Source organism: Catenulispora sp. MAP12-49 (assembly GCF_041262705.1).
GTDB lineage: Bacteria > Actinomycetota > Actinomycetes > Streptomycetales > Catenulisporaceae > Catenulispora.
In genome coordinates this window covers 497,631-517,694 of the sequence record NZ_JBGCCP010000004.1, presented here as the reverse complement: position 1 = coordinate 517,694, position 20,064 = coordinate 497,631, and the positions used below count along the sequence as shown (strand labels likewise).

At 68.6% G+C, this 20,064-nt stretch carries 16 protein-coding genes; 7 read left to right on the top strand and 9 right to left on the bottom strand.

Features of this window, described 5'->3' with window-relative positions:
* Positions 1-224: 224 nt before the first annotated feature.
* A complete protein-coding gene (locus ABIA35_RS12455; protein ID WP_370357958.1) occupies positions 225-1,271 on the bottom strand; it encodes a hypothetical protein in 1,047 nt (348 codons plus the stop codon).
* A gap of 10 nt (positions 1,272-1,281) precedes the next feature.
* Positions 1,282-5,622, bottom strand: a complete 4,341-nt coding sequence (locus ABIA35_RS12450; protein WP_370357957.1) for a CHAT domain-containing protein — start codon at positions 5,620-5,622, stop codon at positions 1,282-1,284.
* A 478-nt stretch (positions 5,623-6,100) separates the two neighbouring features.
* Between ABIA35_RS12450 and ABIA35_RS12445 the strand changes: the two genes are divergently transcribed.
* Positions 6,101-6,634 (top strand): hypothetical protein, encoded by a 534-nt coding sequence (locus ABIA35_RS12445; protein WP_370357956.1) that lies wholly within the window; start codon positions 6,101-6,103, stop codon positions 6,632-6,634.
* A gap of 17 nt (positions 6,635-6,651) precedes the next feature.
* Here the strand turns inward: ABIA35_RS12445 and ABIA35_RS12440 are convergent, their stop codons facing one another.
* Together ABIA35_RS12440 and ABIA35_RS12435 are read right to left on the bottom strand one after the other, a co-directional pair.
* On the bottom strand, positions 6,652-6,879 hold the full coding sequence (locus ABIA35_RS12440; protein WP_370357954.1) for a hypothetical protein: 228 nt from the start codon (positions 6,877-6,879) through the stop codon (positions 6,652-6,654).
* Entirely contained in the window at positions 6,880-7,431 is a 552-nt protein-coding gene (locus ABIA35_RS12435; RefSeq protein WP_370357953.1) for a hypothetical protein, read from the bottom strand.
* 44 nt (positions 7,432-7,475) lie between these two features.
* Between ABIA35_RS12435 and ABIA35_RS12430 the strand changes: the two genes are divergently transcribed.
* Positions 7,476-8,390: a hypothetical protein gene (locus ABIA35_RS12430; RefSeq protein WP_370357951.1), complete on the top strand. Its 915-nt coding sequence runs from the start codon at positions 7,476-7,478 to the stop codon at positions 8,388-8,390.
* Positions 8,391-8,643: 253 nt separating this feature from the next.
* On the top strand, positions 8,644-9,588 hold the full coding sequence (locus tag ABIA35_RS12425; protein WP_370357950.1) for a hypothetical protein: 945 nt from the start codon (positions 8,644-8,646) through the stop codon (positions 9,586-9,588).
* Between the two features lie 131 nt (positions 9,589-9,719).
* Here ABIA35_RS12425 and ABIA35_RS12420 read toward each other — a convergent pair whose 3' ends face one another.
* A complete protein-coding gene (locus ABIA35_RS12420) occupies positions 9,720-9,995 on the bottom strand; it encodes a hypothetical protein (protein WP_370357949.1) in 276 nt (91 codons plus the stop codon).
* Between the two features lie 53 nt (positions 9,996-10,048).
* On the opposite strand from ABIA35_RS12420, the gene ABIA35_RS12415 reads away from it, so the two are divergent.
* Together ABIA35_RS12415 and ABIA35_RS12410 are read left to right on the top strand one after the other, a co-directional pair.
* Complete coding sequence (locus ABIA35_RS12415; protein WP_370357948.1) at positions 10,049-10,405, top strand: hypothetical protein; 357 nt, start codon at positions 10,049-10,051, stop codon at positions 10,403-10,405.
* Between the two features lie 291 nt (positions 10,406-10,696).
* A complete protein-coding gene (locus ABIA35_RS12410) occupies positions 10,697-13,333 on the top strand; it encodes a cell wall-binding repeat-containing protein (protein ID WP_370357947.1) in 2,637 nt (878 codons plus the stop codon).
* 166 nt (positions 13,334-13,499) lie between these two features.
* On the opposite strand, the gene ABIA35_RS12405 is transcribed toward ABIA35_RS12410, so the two are convergent.
* The 4 genes from ABIA35_RS12405 to ABIA35_RS12390 all read right to left on the bottom strand — a co-directional run bounded on the left by ABIA35_RS12405 (position 13,500) and on the right by ABIA35_RS12390 (position 17,971).
* Entirely contained in the window at positions 13,500-14,705 is a 1,206-nt protein-coding gene (locus ABIA35_RS12405; RefSeq protein ID WP_370357946.1) for a Gfo/Idh/MocA family protein, read from the bottom strand.
* On the bottom strand, positions 14,702-15,643 hold the full coding sequence (locus tag ABIA35_RS12400) for a carbohydrate ABC transporter permease (protein ID WP_370357945.1): 942 nt from the start codon (positions 15,641-15,643) through the stop codon (positions 14,702-14,704). Before ABIA35_RS12400 ends, ABIA35_RS12405 begins: the two co-directional genes overlap by 4 nt.
* Positions 15,643-16,530 carry a carbohydrate ABC transporter permease gene (locus tag ABIA35_RS12395; protein ID WP_370357943.1) on the bottom strand — a complete coding sequence of 296 codons (888 nt, stop codon included), beginning with the start codon at positions 16,528-16,530 and terminating at the stop codon, positions 15,643-15,645. The genes ABIA35_RS12400 and ABIA35_RS12395 overlap by 1 nt, the downstream gene beginning before the upstream one ends.
* 115 nt (positions 16,531-16,645) lie before the next feature.
* Positions 16,646-17,971: an extracellular solute-binding protein gene (locus ABIA35_RS12390; protein ID WP_370357941.1), complete on the bottom strand. Its 1,326-nt coding sequence runs from the start codon at positions 17,969-17,971 to the stop codon at positions 16,646-16,648.
* A 224-nt stretch (positions 17,972-18,195) separates the two neighbouring features.
* On the opposite strand from ABIA35_RS12390, the gene ABIA35_RS12385 reads away from it, so the two are divergent.
* Entirely contained in the window at positions 18,196-18,951 is a 756-nt protein-coding gene (locus tag ABIA35_RS12385) for a FadR/GntR family transcriptional regulator (RefSeq protein WP_370357939.1), read from the top strand.
* Positions 18,952-19,012: 61 nt separating this feature from the next.
* On the top strand, positions 19,013-20,053 hold the full coding sequence (locus tag ABIA35_RS12380; protein WP_370357938.1) for an enolase C-terminal domain-like protein: 1,041 nt from the start codon (positions 19,013-19,015) through the stop codon (positions 20,051-20,053).
* The last annotated feature ends 11 nt before the right edge of the window (positions 20,054-20,064 follow it).

The following is a 20,064-nucleotide window of genomic DNA, read 5'->3' as shown; positions in this document are numbered from 1 at the left end:
CGCTCCAGGACGTCGGCAGCAACCGCAACGTGATCCACACACCGCTAACGAGCAGCAACGCCACACGTCACAACAAGTGCGGCTGCAGTACTAGGAGCTTGGCTGATTTGGTACGCAGTTTCGCGCGACTGCGGTCGATCCAACCACCCACGTTCTGGTAACCGGAGTCCCGGTACTCAATGGCCTGGAACTAGCATTCCAGCTTGTCGGCGTCGTGAGCGCAGTCAACCTCGATGCCGCTCCCGCGTTCGTAGTCCGCGATCAGTGATCGAATATCGGCTGCGGCGGCGCTGGCTGCCAGCGAGCCGGCGCAGCCCCGGCCAGCGTACGCCGCGGTACATATAGACCGCGTAGACGGTGAGCGCGAAAAGGCCCGCCACTACGAAGTAGTTGTCGCCGTGCAGTGTCATCGCATCCCAGACCCAGCCGCAGACCGCGAGAGCAGCGACCAGGCGCCACAGCGGGGACATCGGGGATCGGGGGTGTCTGGGCATCACGAATGGAGGCGGTGGGCCGGTGAGCGTCACAGGTTCCCACATGGGGTTCGGGACAGACCAGTGCAGCCGGACCAACTGTTTGCGCTCGATGGGGCGCAGTGTGTGGAGTGGCTGGTGGCGCGCTTGTTCGAGGACGCCTCCGCTCTCGCTCGCGCGTTGCGCCGGGGTCAGGCATCTGAGCCGCGCTGCTGCGGCGGCTGCGACTACCTCGTCGACGTCACTGGAGCGCATCGGGGGATCCGCCTTCGTGATGAGGATGCGGTAGAAGCCAGCCTCGCTTCGCGTCGTCAGGTGCAGTTCGGTCTCGGCGAGGAAGCCCTCGGCACGGATTTTGGCCAGGTCGACGGATGTCAGCCAGTCGTGACGGATCTGGCCGACGGCGATATAGCCGTTCCACACTCTCTTGGCGCGCGCGATGTTCGCGTTGTCAGAGCCCTTGGCCCGGATGATGAGCGGCGCCAGCGCCTCGCCGATCCGGATCGGGATCCGCGCCTCGGCGAAGTTCCGGCTCGAGTAGACGACCCGCCGGTCGGTGACCCAGAAGTTCCACCGCTTCGGCATGCTCCAGTCTGTCCGCCAGGCGTTGCCGTTGATCGTCTGGGACTCTACGCGCGCCGTGCCCCTCAGGAAGACCGTCTCGTCCGGTTCCAGCAACGGTTCGTCGGTAGCCGGGTCAAGGACGGGGTACCAGTAGGCCGTCTCCGATGGACTCGGATCGTTGATTCTGCGGATGGCAATGGCCCGGAACAATGCCTTGCCCGATGTCTGCGGCACGGGGTTCCTTTCATGCATAGATGTATCCGACCTTGAGCTGGTAGGTCATGGTCGTGTTCCGTCGGACGACCCGAAGCGACATGGTCGTACCGGGGGTGAGCCCACGGATCAGAGCGGTCAGCGCCGCGCCGCTGGACACCGGCTTGCCGTTGACGCCGACGATGATGTCGTGGGCCTGGAGACCGGCGAAGTCCGCCGAACCACCGAGCTCGACAGAGTCGACGGCGATCCCCCGGCCCGCGGCGGTGGCCATCCCGTCGGCGCCGAGCGTGACGCCTATCCTTCCCACCGCCCCGGCCGCCGTCCCGCCCTGCCAGCCGGCGATCAGTTCCAGGTAGGGGGCGATGTTGTTCACCGGCACCACGTCGCTGGAACCGTCCGGCTCGCGTTGGGAGGCGACTCCCTCGATCGGGATGTTGTAGTCGCCACCGGTCAGTACCACCGGAGAGAGGAGGGGGACCGGCTGCCCGTCATCTCTGCGGACCGCACAGGTCTCTGTACCGTTCTGCGACGTGATCTCGAAGTGAGCCGCGGTCACCGGCCCGGCTGGTCCGGCCGTGCCGAGCACGACGGTCTTGGCCGCCCATTTTCCGGTGGGTTCGTCCGGCACGGCGATCACGTGCCAGAGGTTTCCCGCGGGCACCGCCGATGCGGGCAGATGCGCCACGACGAAGCAGAGCACGGGTTGGAGACCGTCGGCGCAGAACCGAACTGCGGAGTAGTCGCCGGTGTGAAGGTGCAGGACCACCGGTTCTTGCTGCGAGGTATCGCCGGCCGCGCGTGGTGAGGCGAACACGAACAGGGAACTCAACGAGCCCGGAGTAGACGAATCCAGACCTGCCTTGAGCAGGTTGACGTCTCCGGCGATGGCGGGGCGGACGTAGTACTGGTGCAGCGACCCGAGGAACAACGCGGGTTGTGCTGAAGCACCGGCGGCTGTGACCGTCGCCGACAGCCGGGCGGACACAGCGGCAAGCCGGTTCGTGGTCGAGGAGGCATTGCCGATCCGGTACAGACTCACTGTGAGCATGAACGCCCCGAGAAAGCCCGCGACGACCGCAGAGATCAGCAGTGTGCGTACAGTCCTTCGAGCTCGGCGTACTACAGCGCTGCGGACCGCGACAGCCGCTGAGGACCGGGACCGCAGGAGTTCGCCGTATCGTCCTTGCCGCGCCGCCGGGATCGTGAGCACGCCGCCCGCAGGATCTCCGGTGGCAGCCGCGACCGATGTCGTGTCCGCGGGCAGATCAGCCGCGGCGGGCAGGTCCTGGCCGAACACCCGATCGCTGAGCGGAGCCACGAGATCGGTCGAGGCCAATGGATGACTACGGATCCACTGCGTCGCGTCGCATTGTTCGTCGTTGACGATGCCGTACACGACATGGGCCGGGGCCAGAACCGGGTCGTTCATGGCGTTCGCGAGACGCTCGCCGAGCAGGAGAGCTTGGGACACGGCGGCAGTGAGGCATACTGACCCGTCTTCGTCAAGGCGCAGCTGAACCTCGCTTCCTGCTTCCCGGTTCGGCCGATGGCCGAGGGATGGGGCCCCGACGCCGATCGCGATCAGGTAGGAGGCCAAGTCAATGTCGTCCGCGACCGTGGCCGAAGCCAGAACAGCCTGCGTACCGACCGCGCCTCCGGCAGATTGCGTGTGAGCGTGAAGTAGCACGCGTCGCAACGCCACCGACACCGGCAGCCGGAGCGGGACCTGATCATCGAGCCGGGCGTCGGCGGCACCTCCGTGGTGGACTGTCCCCTGCGGATTCCATGTCACCGTCACCGAAGGCGGCAGGACCAGGCCGGGCGGAGCCGTCGGCAAAAGCGTCGTCCACACGGTCAGGCTCGCCCAATGCGACGGCGGCGGCAGGCTGTTCCGTCGGCGCGCGGCCAAGTCGGCCAGGGCCCGTGTGACGGAGGCCGCCGGGTGCTCGTCGTGTGCCGCGGCCCGGACGGCAGCGGCGACGATCGCCTGCGACTCCGGTTCGTTGTCGATCGGGGCCTGACTGCCGACGACGGTGTTCGCCCCGCCGAGCAGGCAGGCGACCGGGAAGCCGATGGCGTCGTCGCCCGGGGTGATGGTCAGCCGGCCGGCCCAGCATGTCCCGAGCACCACCACCGGCGGCCAGGGCAGTTCCCGGGCCAAGGCCACCGAGATCGGAGTCTCGTCGTTCAGGACGACGATCTGTTCGTAGCGCTTGGCGCCGAGCCAGCCGTGGTTGGAGATCACGGCCGCGGCCGGGCTCGGCAGCTGCCGCAGCCCGTCGAGGAACGCCTTGCGGTCACTGCTGGTCCGGACCACGACGCCGGGCTCGTCGAGTCGAAGCTCGGTGCGTCCCAGGTTCGCGACCACGACTGCGGGGCCGGACGTGGCTGCGGAGGCGCCTCGGGAGCCCGGCCGCCGCCTGGGCTCAGGCTCGCGTCCCGGCTCGGGCTCGATCATGTCGAGGTTCGGGACGAAGACGACGACCGCGTGCTCGATCAGGGTCCGGCCGTCCGGCATCCTCAGGCCGGCGAACGGCACGGCGCACAACGGTCCGTCGGGCACGATCACGAGCACCGGGGTCTGGCTCGAACCGGCGGCGGTGCGGTACAGGGTCTCGGCCAGTTCCTCGGGCAGCAGCGTCTCGGCCACGCGCCGCCAGATGTCGCGTCCGGACATCCGGGTCTGGTAGGGAACCGGCACGCCTCCGACATCCAGCTGTCCGCGCTGTTCGCGATCGGTCCAGTCCAGGAACAGGGCCGGATGCTTGTACCAGGGACCGGCCTCAGCCGGCCGCCGGACGTGCCGCTGCCCCAACCGTGGCCCGAGCGGGGAGATGAGGACCGTGGTGATCAGCCAGCCGTCGTCGACGGCGGTGCAGCGGAATGACAGCGCGACCCGGTTGCCCAGCCGCCGATACACATCGGCGAGGTCGACCGGACGCGGCCGGTAGGCCAGCTCGAACCGCTGTCGTTGGCTCAGGTCCAGGGCCTGGCGCCGCGCTTCGAGTTCCGCGGCTTCGGACGTCGTGCGCACATACCCCCGGACCCTGGGATCGGCCGAGTCGGCGACGGTCTGGCTGTCCGCCTCGGCGCTGTTCGCCAACTCCGCGGCCGAGCCGAACTCACGCCGGCTCTCCGCTTCGGCACGCGCCGCCTGGAGCGCATCGGCGAGCGCGTTGCGCCGGGTGGATTCCATGAGCCACAAGGCCAGTTCGGCCCCTGCCTCCGGATGATGGGTGAGCCCGTGGGCCAGAAGCGTCAGCACGGGCCCGTAGACCACGCGCTCGTAGGCGGCCACGGTCGTGGTACGACTGAGCGCCGATCGCAGGTCGCCCCGGTTGTCCTCGACCTGTTGCAGGCCGCTGCGAAGCTCGTCGAGCGCCTCCTTCTCGGCGGCCCCGCCGATGCCGGGGACGCTCAGCGTCGCCTCCGCCCGCCGGGCCCGGGCCAGCCCGGCGGCGACGCGGTCCCCGTAGCGCCGGTAGGCACGGGCTGCGGCGAAGAACTCCGCCGCGGCACCAGCACCGTCGCCTTCGTCGGCGAGGATCTCCGCGGCCTGCGTGTGCGCCGAGGCTTTGACCGACTCCAGGCGCGCGGCCTCGGTGCCGTTCAACGCGGCCAGGGCCCAGCGCCGTCCCAGCATGTCCGCGAGGCCGACGACGCGGCGCAGGTCCGTCGACGCCCGACGCGGGTCCCGGGCCCGACCCTCCCGGATCCGTTCGATCAGACCGTTCAGCACCACGGAGTACCGGCGCTGCCAGATGTCCCTGACCGGTCTGGCTCGCAGCCTGTGGCCGGACAGAGCGACGCCGGCAGAGTCCGCCAGCACTCCCAGCGCCCGCGGTGTCCGGCGGCCGCGGGGACTCCGGTAAGCCGCCTGGAAGGCGTGTCCCGCCTCATCGACACGGCCCACCGCGAGTTGGAACACGCCGTTCGCGGCGAGGAAGGCCGGCATCTCGGCCGCTTCCGGCAACCGGTCGGTCCGCTCGGGCGCCAGCAGCGCCTCCGCTTTCCCGAAAGCGCCGCGCGCGACGCGCCAGTCGACGGCTTTGGCCAAGAGCCATGCCTGGAACCGCGGATCAGCGGTCTGCCGTGCGGCGAGTTCGTAGCCGTCCGTCGTGACGTCGACCAGGACCTGGCTGTAGAGCAGGAGCAGAGTCGACTTGGTACGACGCCGGAAGGCGGTACGGACCGGCGGCCGGTATCCGGCCTCGGTGGCCGTCAGAAGCCGGAGGCGGCCCCGGATCTGGTTGCGGACCAGCCAGGCCCACGCGGCGGTCGCGGCCAACGGCAGGAACCTCTGGACCGCACTGCCGGGAATGAACAAGAGGTCGAAGACGGCCAGAAGCATGAATCCGAATGCGATCAAATGATTGATCCCGTCGGCGGTGGCCCTGACTCTTCTCGGAATCCCTGGTTCACTCGAGCCCTCGAGGCCTATAGGGGGTAACCCCGAATACCACCGCACCCTGGACTGAGTCCTGTTGTGCCAAACGAGAATCGCGCAATACACCAGCGCCAGAAACGTCGGATAGTACTGAGCGACGTGATGACTGAGGACCGAGAATTCGGTGTCGTCCGCGCTCCAGTCCGCGTTGAGCGGCATCCGCAGCCCCCCGGAGCTGTTCACCCACCACAGCCCTGCGAACAGCACCGGTACGAACACAGCCAGATCAAGGGTCGAACTGCGCAGAAGATTGATCAGCCAGTAGGGCCAACGCGCCAGGAATACGGACCCCACGAACCTGGTCTCCCCAACAGCCTTTTTGCGCTCGTCCACCAGACCCACCCCTTCACCGTCGGGGCCAGCGTATACTCGGCGACAATCTCAGGGAGGGGATAGTCACGTGATCGCGCCGAATTCCGGACTGGCCGCACCAGCCATCTTCGAATTGATCCCCGGCAAGGACTTCCTTGTCATTTCCCGCACCGGCTCCGCGCCGCTTCCCGACGACGAGGAACTGGAGGAGATCCGCATCCACGCCGACCAGCGCTGCGCCCCTCCGACCCTGGGCCCGGTCTCCGACGCCGTACTGAACGTCGCCGAGGCGGTCGCCGGCGGCGTGACCACGTACGCCACGACCACGAACTATCCGGCTATGCGTGCCTATCTCAAACGTCTGATCGCGGCGGTGCACCATCGCGAAGCCGCCGACGCAGCCGGGGCACCCGAGGCCTCCGGAGTACCCGCCGAGGCCGCCACCACCGAGGTCGAGCAGGCCGTCACGGCCGTTGCCGGCAGGCCGGTCAAGAACATCCGCCTGGAGGCCGGCCCCGACGGCGCCCTGCACACCGTCGTCGCGGTCAAGGACGACATGGTGGTCGACGTCGCCTCGGATCCGACCGGCCAGGTCGTGTGCATCACCTTCCGCACGTCCTAGGCAGCGGCGCCGGAAGCTCAGCCGGTCTCAGCCCGCTTCTGCGCGCCTGTCGGGCCTTCAGGCTCTGACAGGCCGTAGGGAAGCTGCGTCGACGGACGCGGTGCGGTCAGGTCGCGGGCGAGTTGCTGCCGTGTCTCGCGGCGGTTCATGCGCGCCCTGGCCTTGATCCCCAGCTCCACGATCCAGATGAGGGCACCGAGGATCATGATGCCGACCGCGACCCCGAAGGGGACACTGATGACCATCTAGCCCACCACCGATTCTGTGATCTTCTCGTTCCACCACTCGTCCTGCCAATGGCTCTGGCCGCCGAACACGATGGCGTCCGGGGTGGCGGCCAGGACGCCGTGAGCCCACAGATGCCGGAACAGCGCCAGTTGTGGAGCGCCGGTCAGACCCGTCGGCGCGTATTTGAGCACCGAGGTCTGCAGGATCGCCGACTTGTAATCCGCGGGTACCGCCGGAGTGCACAGACCGTCTTTGAGCTCGGTGATGCCGATCTCCCACAGCGTCTCGCTGAGAGTGACGGCACCGGTCTGGCCGTGCACGCGGTCGTAGAGGCGGAACCGGTACGTGAACGGGTTGGCGTCCTCCCCGGTCATCGCCAACACAGCCCTGTCCCGCGTCTCGTAGGTGCGCTTGAACACGTTTGGCTTGACCCAGTAGGACACCTTGGCGATCGGCACCGCCGATTTGGCGGCGAAAGCACAGTTGCCGAAGCCGGCCCACGTCGTGCCCGGAGGCACCGCGGCGATGATCGGCGCGAAGACCGACTCGGGTGCGTCGAAGCGGTTCACGGCGCCCACTTCCGCGGGCCCCGGAACGTCGCCTCCGCGTCCGCTTGATCCAGAACACCGCCCTTTCGATGAAGGAGCGCAGATCCGCCGCCGCGATGCGGCGTGCCGGGCCGGTCCGGCCGGCGACTCGCGCGTGCCCGCGCAGCATCTTCTCCCCCAAGATGATCGTCACTTCGTTGGCGTCCTGGTCGGACGGCAGGCCGAGCCCCCAGCGGATCGAGCGCTCGGTGTCCTCCTTGACACGGTGGCCCACCAGCCGAAGCCGGTCCCGCACCGCTGCCTCGTCGAGCGAGGTCGAGATGTCGAAGTCGATGTCGAACGGTTCCGGCGGCTGTTCGTCGAAAGGCTGCTCGGCCGGCAACGACATGGCGGTGATCCGGGCTTCGGCGTCGGCATCGCTCTGCACGCCGAGCGACAGGGACCTGAGCAGCTCGGCACGAAGCTTGTCGTGCTCGTCGGCGTGCATGAGCGCGCCGTCTGCCGCACGGTATTGCGAGGTCACCACCGTCGCCGTCCGGCCCTGGGTGTCCAGCACCAGGTCGACCACCCAGTCCGCGGTGATCGCCCGCTGGCCGGCCGGGATGCCCAGGACCATCCGCCAGCTCCTGGAATCGGCCGATGAGAGCCACACCTGCGCCTGGTACGTCGGAGTGAACGTCCCGATGGCCGACGCGCTGGTCGTCTTCACGCCATCGATCCCGACGGCGAACACGGCCGAGCGCACCAGCGCTCCGACCGGAATCGCGCCGGTCGTCGTCCACGGCATTCCGGACAATGATCCGTTGAGCGGACCGCTCGCCGGCATCACCCGTTTCCTCGTTGCGTTCTTGGCGATGAATCCCATTTCCCCGCCCCCTCAAACACGACAGTTTGAGATCCGCTGCCAGATGGCTGGGGCAACGGAAACACCGAGCGATGCCGCTGTCAGGGGCCTCGGTCGGCAAAATGCCTTCCGATAATTCCCCCGAACCGACTCACCGATAGGCATCTCACGGCATAGACATGCTTCCGACCTTGATGAACGCACCCTGCGAGCTATCTGAATCGACCGTAACCGCCAGGCACTTGAGGCCATCAATCAATGCCGCACTCTCGGGATCAGAACGACGTCGGTAATAACCCCGAACAGACGCTGCAAAGTTTCCTTTTCGCTGCACGACAGGCCACCGCTTCATTACGATCCGCCAGAAAACGCGATGCGGAGGCTTCAGGATGGACTTGTTCGGCCATGGACAAACCGGTAGACAAAGTCGAGGACTGATCGCCTCAGCCGTGGTGGTCATGGCCGCGTGCGGCGGCTGCGCCGGCAGCACCGGCTCCGCTGCCAACCCGGGACCGCCGCCTGTTTCATCGACGGACACCCAGGTCACCCAAGCCCAGACGACAACCGTGGACATCCCGGCAATGTCGTCCACCTCGACAACGACGGCGGCGGCAACGACGGCGGCGGGCTCCTCGGCCGAAGCAGCTCTGAGCGACACGGCCGGTGACAGGGTCTCCCTGAGCCTGACACTGGGGTCCCCCGCTGCGGCGAGCACCGTCCAAGACCCGGCCGTCCAAGCATGCGGAACGGAGCTGACCAACGGCGGTTCAACGCTGGCACGATCGGTCGCCATACCGGTGAAGCTCGATGCCTCCTTGCAGTCCGCAAGCCCCGTCCCGATGACCGTGAACTTGCTCAGCGCGATGTCCGAGGTGTTCAGCGGGCAGGCGTTTCAGGTGTCCACCGGAGAGTTGTTGTCCGCGTCGGAGCAGGACGTGATGCCGGATACCGCCGCGGGCGCGGTGCCCATGTACTGGGCGACGACATACACCTCTTCCGGCCCCCAGTGCGACCAGGCATCCGACGGCGACGGCAGCACCTGGGCGAATGTGAAATGGAGCAGCCTCAGCCCCGGCGCCACGGACAGCTGGCAGTCATGGCTGGTCATCCCCGAACAGGTCACGCCTGGGTCACCTGCCCTGGACAGTCCGCAGAGCCAGGCGAACTGGTTCTTGTTCCGACCGGTCGCATCGATCGGGCAGGGCGCGGCGACCGTCTCGTTCACCACCCCTCAGACGTCGATCGTCAGTTGCGGTGACGGCGGAACAAACGATCTCTACGTGGCCGTGGATCCCCAGGCAGCGATCGCTCGAGGTTGCAAATCAGGCTCGTGACAGTCCCCCACACGGTCTGAGGCGGGTCGAACGGCAGGAGGCGATCGGTGGTCACTCGACCAACGGTGAAGTCAGCTGCCTGAGTTGCAGCACCGGGCGTTGCAGGACCGGGTCCAGCGAGGAGTGGAGGCTCACCCGGAACGCCAGGGCCGCGCCCTGGCTCGCCGGGTCCTCGTCAGCAGCGCGGAGACCGGCGGGACGCCGTTCGCGAGGGTGCACGCGTACCGCACGCCGATCGGGATCGCTCTGGTGATGTCGATGAACGGCACGATCGGCTCGGGATGGCCGATCTCCGGGGTCTGGTACACGAAGGCCGGTGCGGTGGCCGGCCAGCCCTCGCCCAGCAGGCGCGCGTTGCGGATCACCCGGGCGCTCGACGTGGCGTTCTGGTAGCTCGCGATGTGCACGGGCGGGAAGGTCAGTGCCGTCGTAGTCGACCGCGAGGCCGGTGGGTGCGGTGGTGAGTAGCGCGACGGTGCTGCCGGTCGGGCCGGTGGCGACGCCGGCCAGTCCGCGCAGTGCGAGGGTGGCGGTATCCGGCACCTCCCCGGGCAGCCGGACCGAGGCCGCGTTCGGAGTCGGCGCGAGCGGGTCCAGCGCGAGTTCGGTGCCGTCCCAGCGCAGGACCGGCTGCACAGAGGTCAGCTCCGGCGGCTCTGTCACCGCCCAGGAGATCTCAAGGACACGCTCGCTACCGACCGCCACGGCGGTGACCGCCGACGCGCCATCGCGCACCTGCACCTCGAACACGCTCGGAAGAATGACCGCCGCGTTCCAGCGGACCGTCAACACCCCGGCCGCGTACTTGCCAGCGTGATCGTAGGTCTGCCCGGCGTCGCCGCGGCAGCTGCCGATTCGCCCACCGTCCGCCTCCGCACGCCGACGACTCCCGGATGTTCCTGAACCAGCGTGCGGCGTCCGACGGGGTTACCGACACCTGGCGGGCGGTGCCGTTCGACCGGGCGGTCTAACCCACGCGGGCGAGGCGTCCGAACCGGCCACCGCGCAAGCCTCGTCGAAACGAGTCAGACCACGTAGCCGACAGAAGATCGGCAGGACTACGATTCGGCGCTATCGCACTCTGACAACCGACAATGGGGGGGAACCCATGTCCCAGGCACGCCGAACAACCGCCTTAGCCCTGTCCACGCTCGTCTCGGCAGCCGGACTGGCCTCCGCCGCGACCGCTCACGCCGACACGCCCACGACGCTCTACGTGGACAACTCGCCGGGGATGGCCTGCAACGACTCCAACCCGGGCACGCCCGCCCAGCCGTTCTGCACCGTGGCCGCGGCGCTCGCCTCGCCTTCGCTGGTGCCCGGCGTCTGGATCGATGTCGAGGGCGTCCACCAGGAGAGCGTGTCCATCACCCGCTCTGGCACGCCTTCGATGCCCTTCGCCATCGCGGGCAACGGGACCCTGATCGGACAGAACGGGAAGCCGGCGCTGACCATCTCCGGGGTGCACGACGTCGCCGTCACCGGGCTGCGCATCGGCGGCGGCCAGGTCGTCGTGAACAACTCCAGCGCGGTTCATTTCAACTCCCTGATCGACCTGTCACAGGCGCCCGCCGGCAACCCGACAGGGCTCACGGTCTCCGGGTCGCAGGGCGTCTCGGTCACCGGGTCCACGCTCGACGGCGGGCCCGGGCTCACCGTCACGGACAGCACGGACACCAGCGTCACGTCCAGCACCCTCGGCGCCGTCGGCAACGGCGCCGCGGTCGTGGTGTCCGGGGCCAAGACGTCCGGCACGAGCCTGGTCGGCGACACCATCGGCAACGCCGCCTTCGGGTTCACCGCGGTGTCGTTGCAGAACGGGTCCGTCGGCACGACCATGGCCGACGACTTCATCCTCGCCGGACCCACCGGGACCGGCGTGGCGGTCACCGGATCCACCGGGGACACGATCACCTCCGACACCATCGAGCACGGCGGGCACGGCATCATCGCCTCCGGCGGTTCGACCGGCCTCACCGTCGCCGACGACATCGTCTACACGAACCGCGACATCCACCTGAACGTCCCGGCGGCCAGCCCGCTCGTGGACGTGGACGCGACCTCGACCACCGGCACCTCGATCCACCACAACATCGTGTACGCCCCCGTCGTGGACTCCGACGGCGGCGGCGAATCTCCGAACGCCCCGGACGGACCGCGCGTACTCGCCGTGACCGACCTCGGCGGAACGCTGGTCTCGACGGACGCCGCCTACCGCTGGGCCGGGACCACCTACCCGGACGCGGCGTCCCTGCTCTCCCACACCGGACAGGGCACCGCCGACATCAACGCCGATCCGCAGTTCGAGCTCGGCGACGCGCAGCTGCGCCCGACCTCGCCCGCGATCGACTCGGCCGACTCCTCGGCCCCCGGCTGGCAGTCCTCGGTCGCGCGCTTCGACGACCCCGACGTCCCCAACAGCGGCACCGGCCCGGTGAGCTACGGCGACCGCGGCGCGCGCGAGTTCCAGGGCGGCCCCACCGTCGGGGTCCAGATCACGACCACGACCAGGCCGAGCATCTACGGCGGCCTCGACGACGGGTTCCAGGTGAACCTGAGCAGCTCCACCAGCCACGTCGCCCCGGTAGCCAGCTACACCATCGGCGTGTACGGCGACTCCAGCCACCAGCAGTACGGATCCAGCCCGACCGGCACCATCTGGTTCGACGAGAAGAGCCAGGGCGGCCCCCGTCTTCTGGACCTCATGGTCATGGACTCGGCGAACAACTGGGACGAGGTCATCGCCTACGTATGGGTCGGGCCGCACCTTTCGCAGACCTCTCCCCCGCCGCCGCCCCCGTCGGCCGGCACTGGAGCCGCCGTGCGTCGCATCGGTGGAACCGACCGATACGCGACCGGCCGCGAGCTCTCCCAGGCGCAGTGGCACGACGGTGCGGCGAACGCCGTGGTCCTGGCCCGCGGCGACGCCGCACCGGACGCGCTGGCCGGCGTCCCGCTCGCCGCGCGCGTGCACGGGCCGCTGCTGCTCACCGATCCCACCGCCCTCGACCCGGCGACCCGCGCCGAGATCGACCGCGTCCTCGGCGGGCCGCACTCGGGCAAGACCGTCTACATCCTCGGCGGCGCGTCCGCCGTGTCGCCCGCGGTGGAGTCCGGCCTGCGCAAAGCCGGCTACACCGTCGTGCGCTATGCCGGGGACAACCGCTTCGCCACGGCACTGAAGATCGCGCAGTCCTTCGGGCCGACACCGCACGTCATCGTCGCCACCGGCCGCAACTTCCCCGACGCGCTGGCCGCCGGTCCCCTGGGCGCCGTCGAAGGCTCGCCGATCGTGCTGTCCGACGACAACACGCTGGACCCCGACACCGCGCGCTTCATCCAGACCCACAACGCCATCGAGGCAGTGGGCGACCAGGCCATCACCGCAATCGACGCGCTGCCCACCGCCGGCAAGACCGTCACCCGACTGGGCGGCGCGGACCGCTACACCACCGGCGCGGGCGTCGCGAGCATGGTGGCACGGGTGTCCGGCCACGTCCCCACATCAGTGGGCGTCGCCAGCGGCATGGCATTCCCGGACGCACTCACCGGCGGCGCGTTCGCCGCCAACGCCGGCATACCACTGCTGATCACCGCTCCCGGCACGTTGTCCGGGCCGACCCGGTCCCTCCTGGCCGGCTGGGCGTACTCGCTCACTGCTGTGACGCTGTTCGGCGGGGAGAAGGCGATCACTCCGACTGTGGACGGTGAGATCGTCACCGCGGTGCACGGCAAGGCCGTCTGAGCACTGTAGGGGTTCGGCGGACGTGACGGCCGCGTCCGCCGAACCCGCGCGGCGACTGCATCCGCACTGTCGGGATGGACGGCACCCGGCCAGGCGTCGGCGTCGAGCGCCTTGTATTCGTTGAGCTTTTCGGGGCGGATCCCGATGACCATGCCGTATCCGCGCATCAGCGATCGATGTCCTTCCTCTGTCCGGCGGCGAAGTACTCGGCGAGGTCGTCCGGGACGGGTGCGATGTCCACCGGACGGCTGCCGTCGCGCAGCGACACCGTCGCGGCGTATCCGGTCGCGACGGCTTCGCGGGCCGCGACCGGTGAGGTGAGCGTCCTTCGGCCGTCGCGGACGAAGCCCAGGAACTCCTCGACCAGCAGCGGGTCCGCTCCCCCGTGCGTTCCCTCGGGTGTCTTGATCGGGATGACCAGGTCGGCCTCCGGGCGGTAGTCACCGCGCCGGTTCCACACCTTCACGACGGTGCCGTCGCCGCCGTCGCCGAAGTTCTCCAGCCGCCCCCCCGTACCGATAACTGTGTAGTTGCGCCAGTAGTCGGGAGTGAAGTGGCATTGCTCGTAGCTGGCATAGACGCCGTTGTCGAGCTGCATGTGCACCATGGACAGGTCCTCGACGTCCACGACCGGGTTCAGGCCGGTCTGGCTCAGCGGCGGCCAGTTGTTCTCCGGGTCCAGCCACTCGATCATCAACTCGCCGCCGGGCACGCGGCGGTCGCTGATCCGGCCGTAGACGACCAGTCCGCCCATCCCTGTCACTCGCCGGGTGTAGCCGCCGGCCAGCCAGTGGATGACGTCCAGGTCGTGCGCACCCTTCTGGAGCAGCAGCCCGGTGGTGTTGCGACGGTCCGCGTGCCAGTCCTTGAAGTAGAAGTCACCGCCGTTGCCGACGAAGTGGCGGCACCAGATCGCCTTCACCTCGCCGATCGCACCGGAGACAATCAGGTCGCGCATGGCGGTGATCACCGGCATGTGACGCATGTTGTGCCCCACATACAGTCCGGCCCCCGAGGCGCGCGCCGCCGACAGCAGCCGGTCGCAGCCCTCGGTGGTGATGGCGAGCGGTTTCTCCACGAATATCGGAAGGCCTGCGCCGAGCAGGTCGACGCCGATCTGCTCGTGGGTGTGATCCGGGCTCAGGACGAAGACGGCGTCCAGGTCCAGTCCTGTCAGGGCACGATGGTCGTCGGTCGCCACGATGTCGGGACCGAAGCGGTCCCGAGCCCCGGCCAGCCGGCGCGGGTCGCGATCGCAGACCACTGTGACGCGTGATCCGGCGCCCGGCCGATGGGCGAGTTCGGCCAGGTCCGAGCGCATGCCCAGGCCCACCACGCCCAGTCTCAGGTCCGGCGTGCCGACCCCGGTCATTTCGCTGCTCCACTGGTCAGACCCTTGACAAAATGCCGTTGGAAGGCAAGGAACAGCAGGAGGACCGGCAGCGAGGCCAGCAGCATGAATGCGAACAACTGCCCGTAGTCCGCGGAGTGCATCCCGACCGCCCGGTAGACCCCGACAGTGACCGTGGTGCCGTTTGCCGGCCCGAGGACGATCAGCGGCGTCAGGAAGTCGCTCCACAGGTAGACGCCCAGGAAGATCAGCACACTGGCGGTGGCCGGACGCAGCAGAGGGAACACCACGCGCCAGAAGATCCGCATCCGGCTCGCGCCGTCGATCGCGGCCGCCTCCTCGAGTTCGATCGGGATGGTGCGGATGAAGCCGGCGAACAGGAACACCCCGAAGGGGACGTAGTAGCCCATGTTGCACAGGATCAGCCCGGGCAGCGTGTTCATCAGGCCGAGGTCGCGCAGGATCTGGACCAGCGGGTTGAGGATCACCACTCCCGGCACCATCAGGCCGGCCAGGAGGAAGACCAGCAGCACTCTGGCTCCGGCCCTCCGGGACCGGGCGATCGCGTAGCCGAGCATGGCCGAGACGACCGTGATGGCGACCATGGAGGTCACCGTGATCTGGATGCTGTTGAGCAGGCCGCTCCAGAACAGGTGGTCCGGGCCGCTGAGCACTTGGCGAAGGTTCGCCAGCGTGGGATGCAGCGGCAGCGTCCACGGTGCGGCGGTGATCTGCGATGAGGGCTTGAGAACGTTGGCCACGACGAGGTACAGCGGGGTGGCATAGACCGTTGCGACCAGCAGCGCGAGCACCGGACGCAGCCACGGGATCCGGTCGTCGGACCAGCGGCGAAGATGCCGGCGACGGACCGGATCGACGCCGGCGGGCGATGAGTCCTCAGAACTGGATTCCGGGTGAGTGCCGATGAGAGCTTCCTTAGGCGATATGCGGACGGCCATCAGAACACCTCCCGCCGCTGGAGCAGCCGAAGGGTGAGGGCCGACACCGCGGCGGTCAGCACGAGCATGACCACCGCGTAGGTGGAGGCGTAGCCGGCTCGGTTGTCGATGAATCCGACGGTGACGATGTTGTAGGCCAGGGTCGTGGTCGCGTCCGTCCCCGGACCGCCGTTGGTGATCACCTGGACCTGGTCGTAGGTCTTGAACGCGCCGATCAGCAGCATGACGGTGTTGATGGTCGTCGCCGGCGCGAGCAGCGGCCAGGTGACGGTGCGGAACCGCTGCCAGGCCGACGCGCCGTCCAGGGCGGAGGCCTCGCTGAGTTCGGTCGGGATGGTCTGAAGGCCGGCCAGGTACACCACGATGCAGAAGCCGAGGCTCTGCCAGATGCTGACCGTCGCCACGCTGTACAGCGCGAGGTGGCGGTCGGTGAGCCAGCCCGGCGGATTGCCCACGCCGACGTGCTTCAGCACCGTGTCCAGGATGCCGCCGTCGGCCAGTATCGACTGCCAGATGACGCTGACCACGACGCCGGACAGGATGACCGGCACGAAGAACACGCTGCGCAGAGCCCGGTAGAAGCGGCCGGACCGGTCGATCATCATCGCCAGGACCAGCCCGAGCGCGTTGGGGATGACGATGGTCAGCACGGCCAGCGTCAAGGTGTTGGTCAGCGCGTGCTGGAACGCCGGGTCGCCGAACAGGTTCCGGTAGTTGGCCAGCCCGATCCACCGGGTGGGCGGGTTGAACACGTTCTTGTTGGTGAAGCTCTGCAGGAGCGCCATGACAGCCGGCACGGCTACGAATACGAGGTAGAGGAGAACTCCGGGACCGGCGAAGCCGAACCAGAACCCTCCGGTCCGTAGCCGCTTTCCCCTCGATGTCATCCCGACTGCTCTTAACACGGGTCTTCCTTACTCGTCGGCGAACGGTGTTCCGCAAGGAGGTGGTGTGGCGCGCCCTCACGTAGCGCCACACCGGCTCAGGGGTGCTGACCAGAGGTCAGCCGCCGTTGCTGTTCTTCTTGTACGAGTCCTGGAGGGCCTGGGCGAACTGCGCGGGGGACTTGCTGCCGTTGATCAGGTCGGCGATGGCCTTCTGCATGTCGGAGACGACGCCGGAGGGCAGGGCCCCGGTCCCGGTCTCGGTGCTGAAGGCCTCGACGGTCTGGTTGTTCGCCGCGGCCTTTTGGAACAGCTGGTAGCTGGCCAGGTAGTTGGCGCCCAGGTCGGAGGGCGGCGTGTAGCCCTTGACCGCCATGAACTCACCGTCGGCCTTGGCCTCGGCGTCCAGGTTGGTCTTGTCGGTGTTGAACGCCAGCGCCCACTTCTGGGCCAGCGCCACGGATGGGGCCTTGCTGCTGACGATCGCGCCGCCGCCGGTGGTGATCGGCAGCACCGTCTGTCCGCTGTCGGTGGGCCAGGAGAACACCCCGAGCCCGAAGGACGGAGCCTTGGTGTCCGCCGAGGCCGGGAACCACGTACCCATCGGGTACATCGCGGCCTTGTTGTCGCGGAAGGCCTGCTCGGTATTGGCGTAGCTGCGGCTGAGCCCCGCCTTGTCCAGATAGCCGTCGGAGGCGAGGGTGGCGACCTTCTGCGCGGCGGCGACGAAGCGCGGATCGGTGAAGGACGCCTTGCCCGAGGCCAGATCTGCCAGGAAGGTCGGGTCCGACGGATACAGATCGGCGCTGACGGCGGCGACCAGGGGGAACGCGTCGGCCCAGGTGTCGGTGCCGCCGCCGCCGATCTCGATCGGCGTGATGCCGACGGCCTTGAGCTTGCCGCAGTCGGCCAGGAAGTCCGACCACGTGGTCGGCGCAGCGGCGATGCCGGCCTTGGTGAAGTCGTCCTTGTTGTAGTACACCATCGGCTGGGCCTGGGTAGCCCAGGGCAGCTGGTATGTCTTGCCGTCGATCGCGCCGGCGTCGGGGTACAGGAAGCTGCCCAGCTGGTCGGCGGAGAACGGGGCCAGTGCCCCGGCCTTCACGAAGTCGGTCGGGGATATCCCGATCATGATGTCCGGCAGCTGGCCCGAGGCCAGCAGCTGCTTGGCGTACGAGGCCCGGTCGGCGGTCGGCGACACCAGCTTCTTGATCTTCACACCCGGAACCTGCGCGCTGGTCCGCGCGATCGCCGCGTCCCAGTACGCGGCGGTCAGGTTCGGCGTCTCGAAGGTGAGGAACGTCAGCGTCACCTCGCCCTTGCCGGACGAAGCGCCGCCGGAGGATCCGGACGAGCTCCCTCCGGCGGCACACCCGGCGGTCAGCCCGAGGGCGGCCGCGGCCGCCACGGCGAGATATGCGATTCGACGCGAGCGTCTGAACATGATGGTGATCCTTTGAGGGGCGCCGCCCGAGGGTCGGCGGTGGAGGACGGAGATCGCCAATACTTCGCATCTATCTGAGCTCAACAGAGGACTCACGGATCGATCCTGCTGGAGTGGCCTTGAGTTTGACCCACGAAGCCTCTCGCGTCAAGACCTTAGTTCTGCTATAACAGCCAACAGCAGAAGAGATTGATGCGAAACATTCGACCCAGACGAGGTGAACCTTGACCGGCCCCGACCCGCAAGCCGCAGACCCGGCCGCGAGCTACCGCCCCGGCTACGAGCTCGCTGCCGAGCAGATCCTGGAGTACATCGTCCGCGAGGAACTCAGCCCCGGCTCCCGGCTGCCGACCGAGAAGGCCCTGGCCGAGACCCTCGGGTTGAGCCGCACCGTGGTCCGGGAGGCCGTGAAGGTCCTGTCGGCGGTGGGCCGCCTGTCGGTGCAGAAGGGACGCGGCATGTTCGTCGCCGAGCCCCGCGGCGGGCTGTTCCAGGACGCGTTCGCGCAGTTCCTGCCGGCCGATCTGCGGCAGGTCGACGAACTGCTGGAGTTCCGGCGCGATGTGGAGACCGCCGCGACCGGGCTGGCGGCACAACGCGCCACCCCGGGGCAGGTGAGGGCGATCCGGCAGGCCGCCGCGTCGACGGCCGACGCCGCGGCCACCGGTGTCCTGCGCGATTTCATCGCCGCCGACAACGACTTCCACGACCGCGTCGGGCAGGCGTCGGCCAACATGTTCTACTCCGGCACCGTCAACTCGATCCGCCGCGTCCAGCAACAGGTGTCCACCATCGGGCTGGCCGACAACCCCGCCGGTTCGCTGGAAGTCGCCGCGCAGCAGCACATCGCCATCGCCGAGGCGATCGCCTCAGGCGAGGTCGAGCTGGCGCAGCGGCTGATGGCCGAGCACATCGACGTCACCGCCCGGCAGATCCAGACCGCGATCCAGCGGCGCCTCATCGAGGACGCCGGCTTCTGACCCTTCCCGGCCCGCCCCTTCCGGGCCCGCCGTCCCGCAATCCCGAAAGGCCCCGGTCCCCATGCACATCACCGACGTCACCGTCGAACTCGTCGACACTCCCGCGATGCCGTCCTTCCAGTGGCGGGCCGGGTTGCCGGGCTCGGAGCCGGCCGGGATCGGCGGCGTGCTGCGGATCCACACCGATACCGGCCTGGTCGGCGAATCCCGCACGCCACGCGGCGTCATCGTCGCCGACCTGGTCCAGCGCCGAATCCGCGCCGACCTGGCCGGCCGCGACCCGCTGGCCCGGGAGGCGCTGTGGCAGCGGATGTGGGAGCTCGACCGCATCGAGGAGTTCCCGGTCTACACCCTGGGCCTGGTCGACACCGCGCTGTGGGACCTGGCCGGCAAACACGCCGGACTACCCGTGCACCAACTCCTCGGCACGTTCCGCGACGCGATCCCGGCCTGCGCGAGCACCGTCACCTTCGGATCCGTCGAGGAGTTCCTGGACGTCGCCGACCAGTGCCTGGCCCTCGGCTACCCGGCGGTCAAGCTGCACGCCTGGGGCGACGCCCGCCGCGACGCCGAGCTGTGCCAGAAGCTGCGCGCCCACGTCGGCGACGCCGTGCCGCTGATGTACGACGGTTCGGCCGGGTTCGACCTCGCCGACGCCGTCTATCTCGGCCGGGCCCTGTCAGAGGCCGGATACCTCTGGTACGAGGAGCCGATGCGCGAGTTCAGCATCACCGCCTATCGGCGCCTGGCCGAACGCGTCGACATCCCGCTGCTGGTCGCGGAGACCTCCGACGGCGCGCACTGGAACGTCGCAGACTTCATCGCCGCCGGCACCGCCACCCACGTCCGCACCAGTGACAAGTTCAAGGGCGGCATCACCGGCGCCATGCGCATCGCCCACCTCGCCGACAGCTTCCAGCTGCGCGCAGAGGTCCACGGCTCGGGCCTGGCATCAGCCCACCTGTGCATGGCCATACCGAACACCACCTACTACGAGTCCCTCGTCTATACCAACCCGGTCGTCCGCGAGCCGCTGGTCGGCCCAGACGGACTGGTGAGGGCCCCGAGCGCGCCCGGCATCGGCTGGGAGACCGCCGACTGACCGGTCCGGAC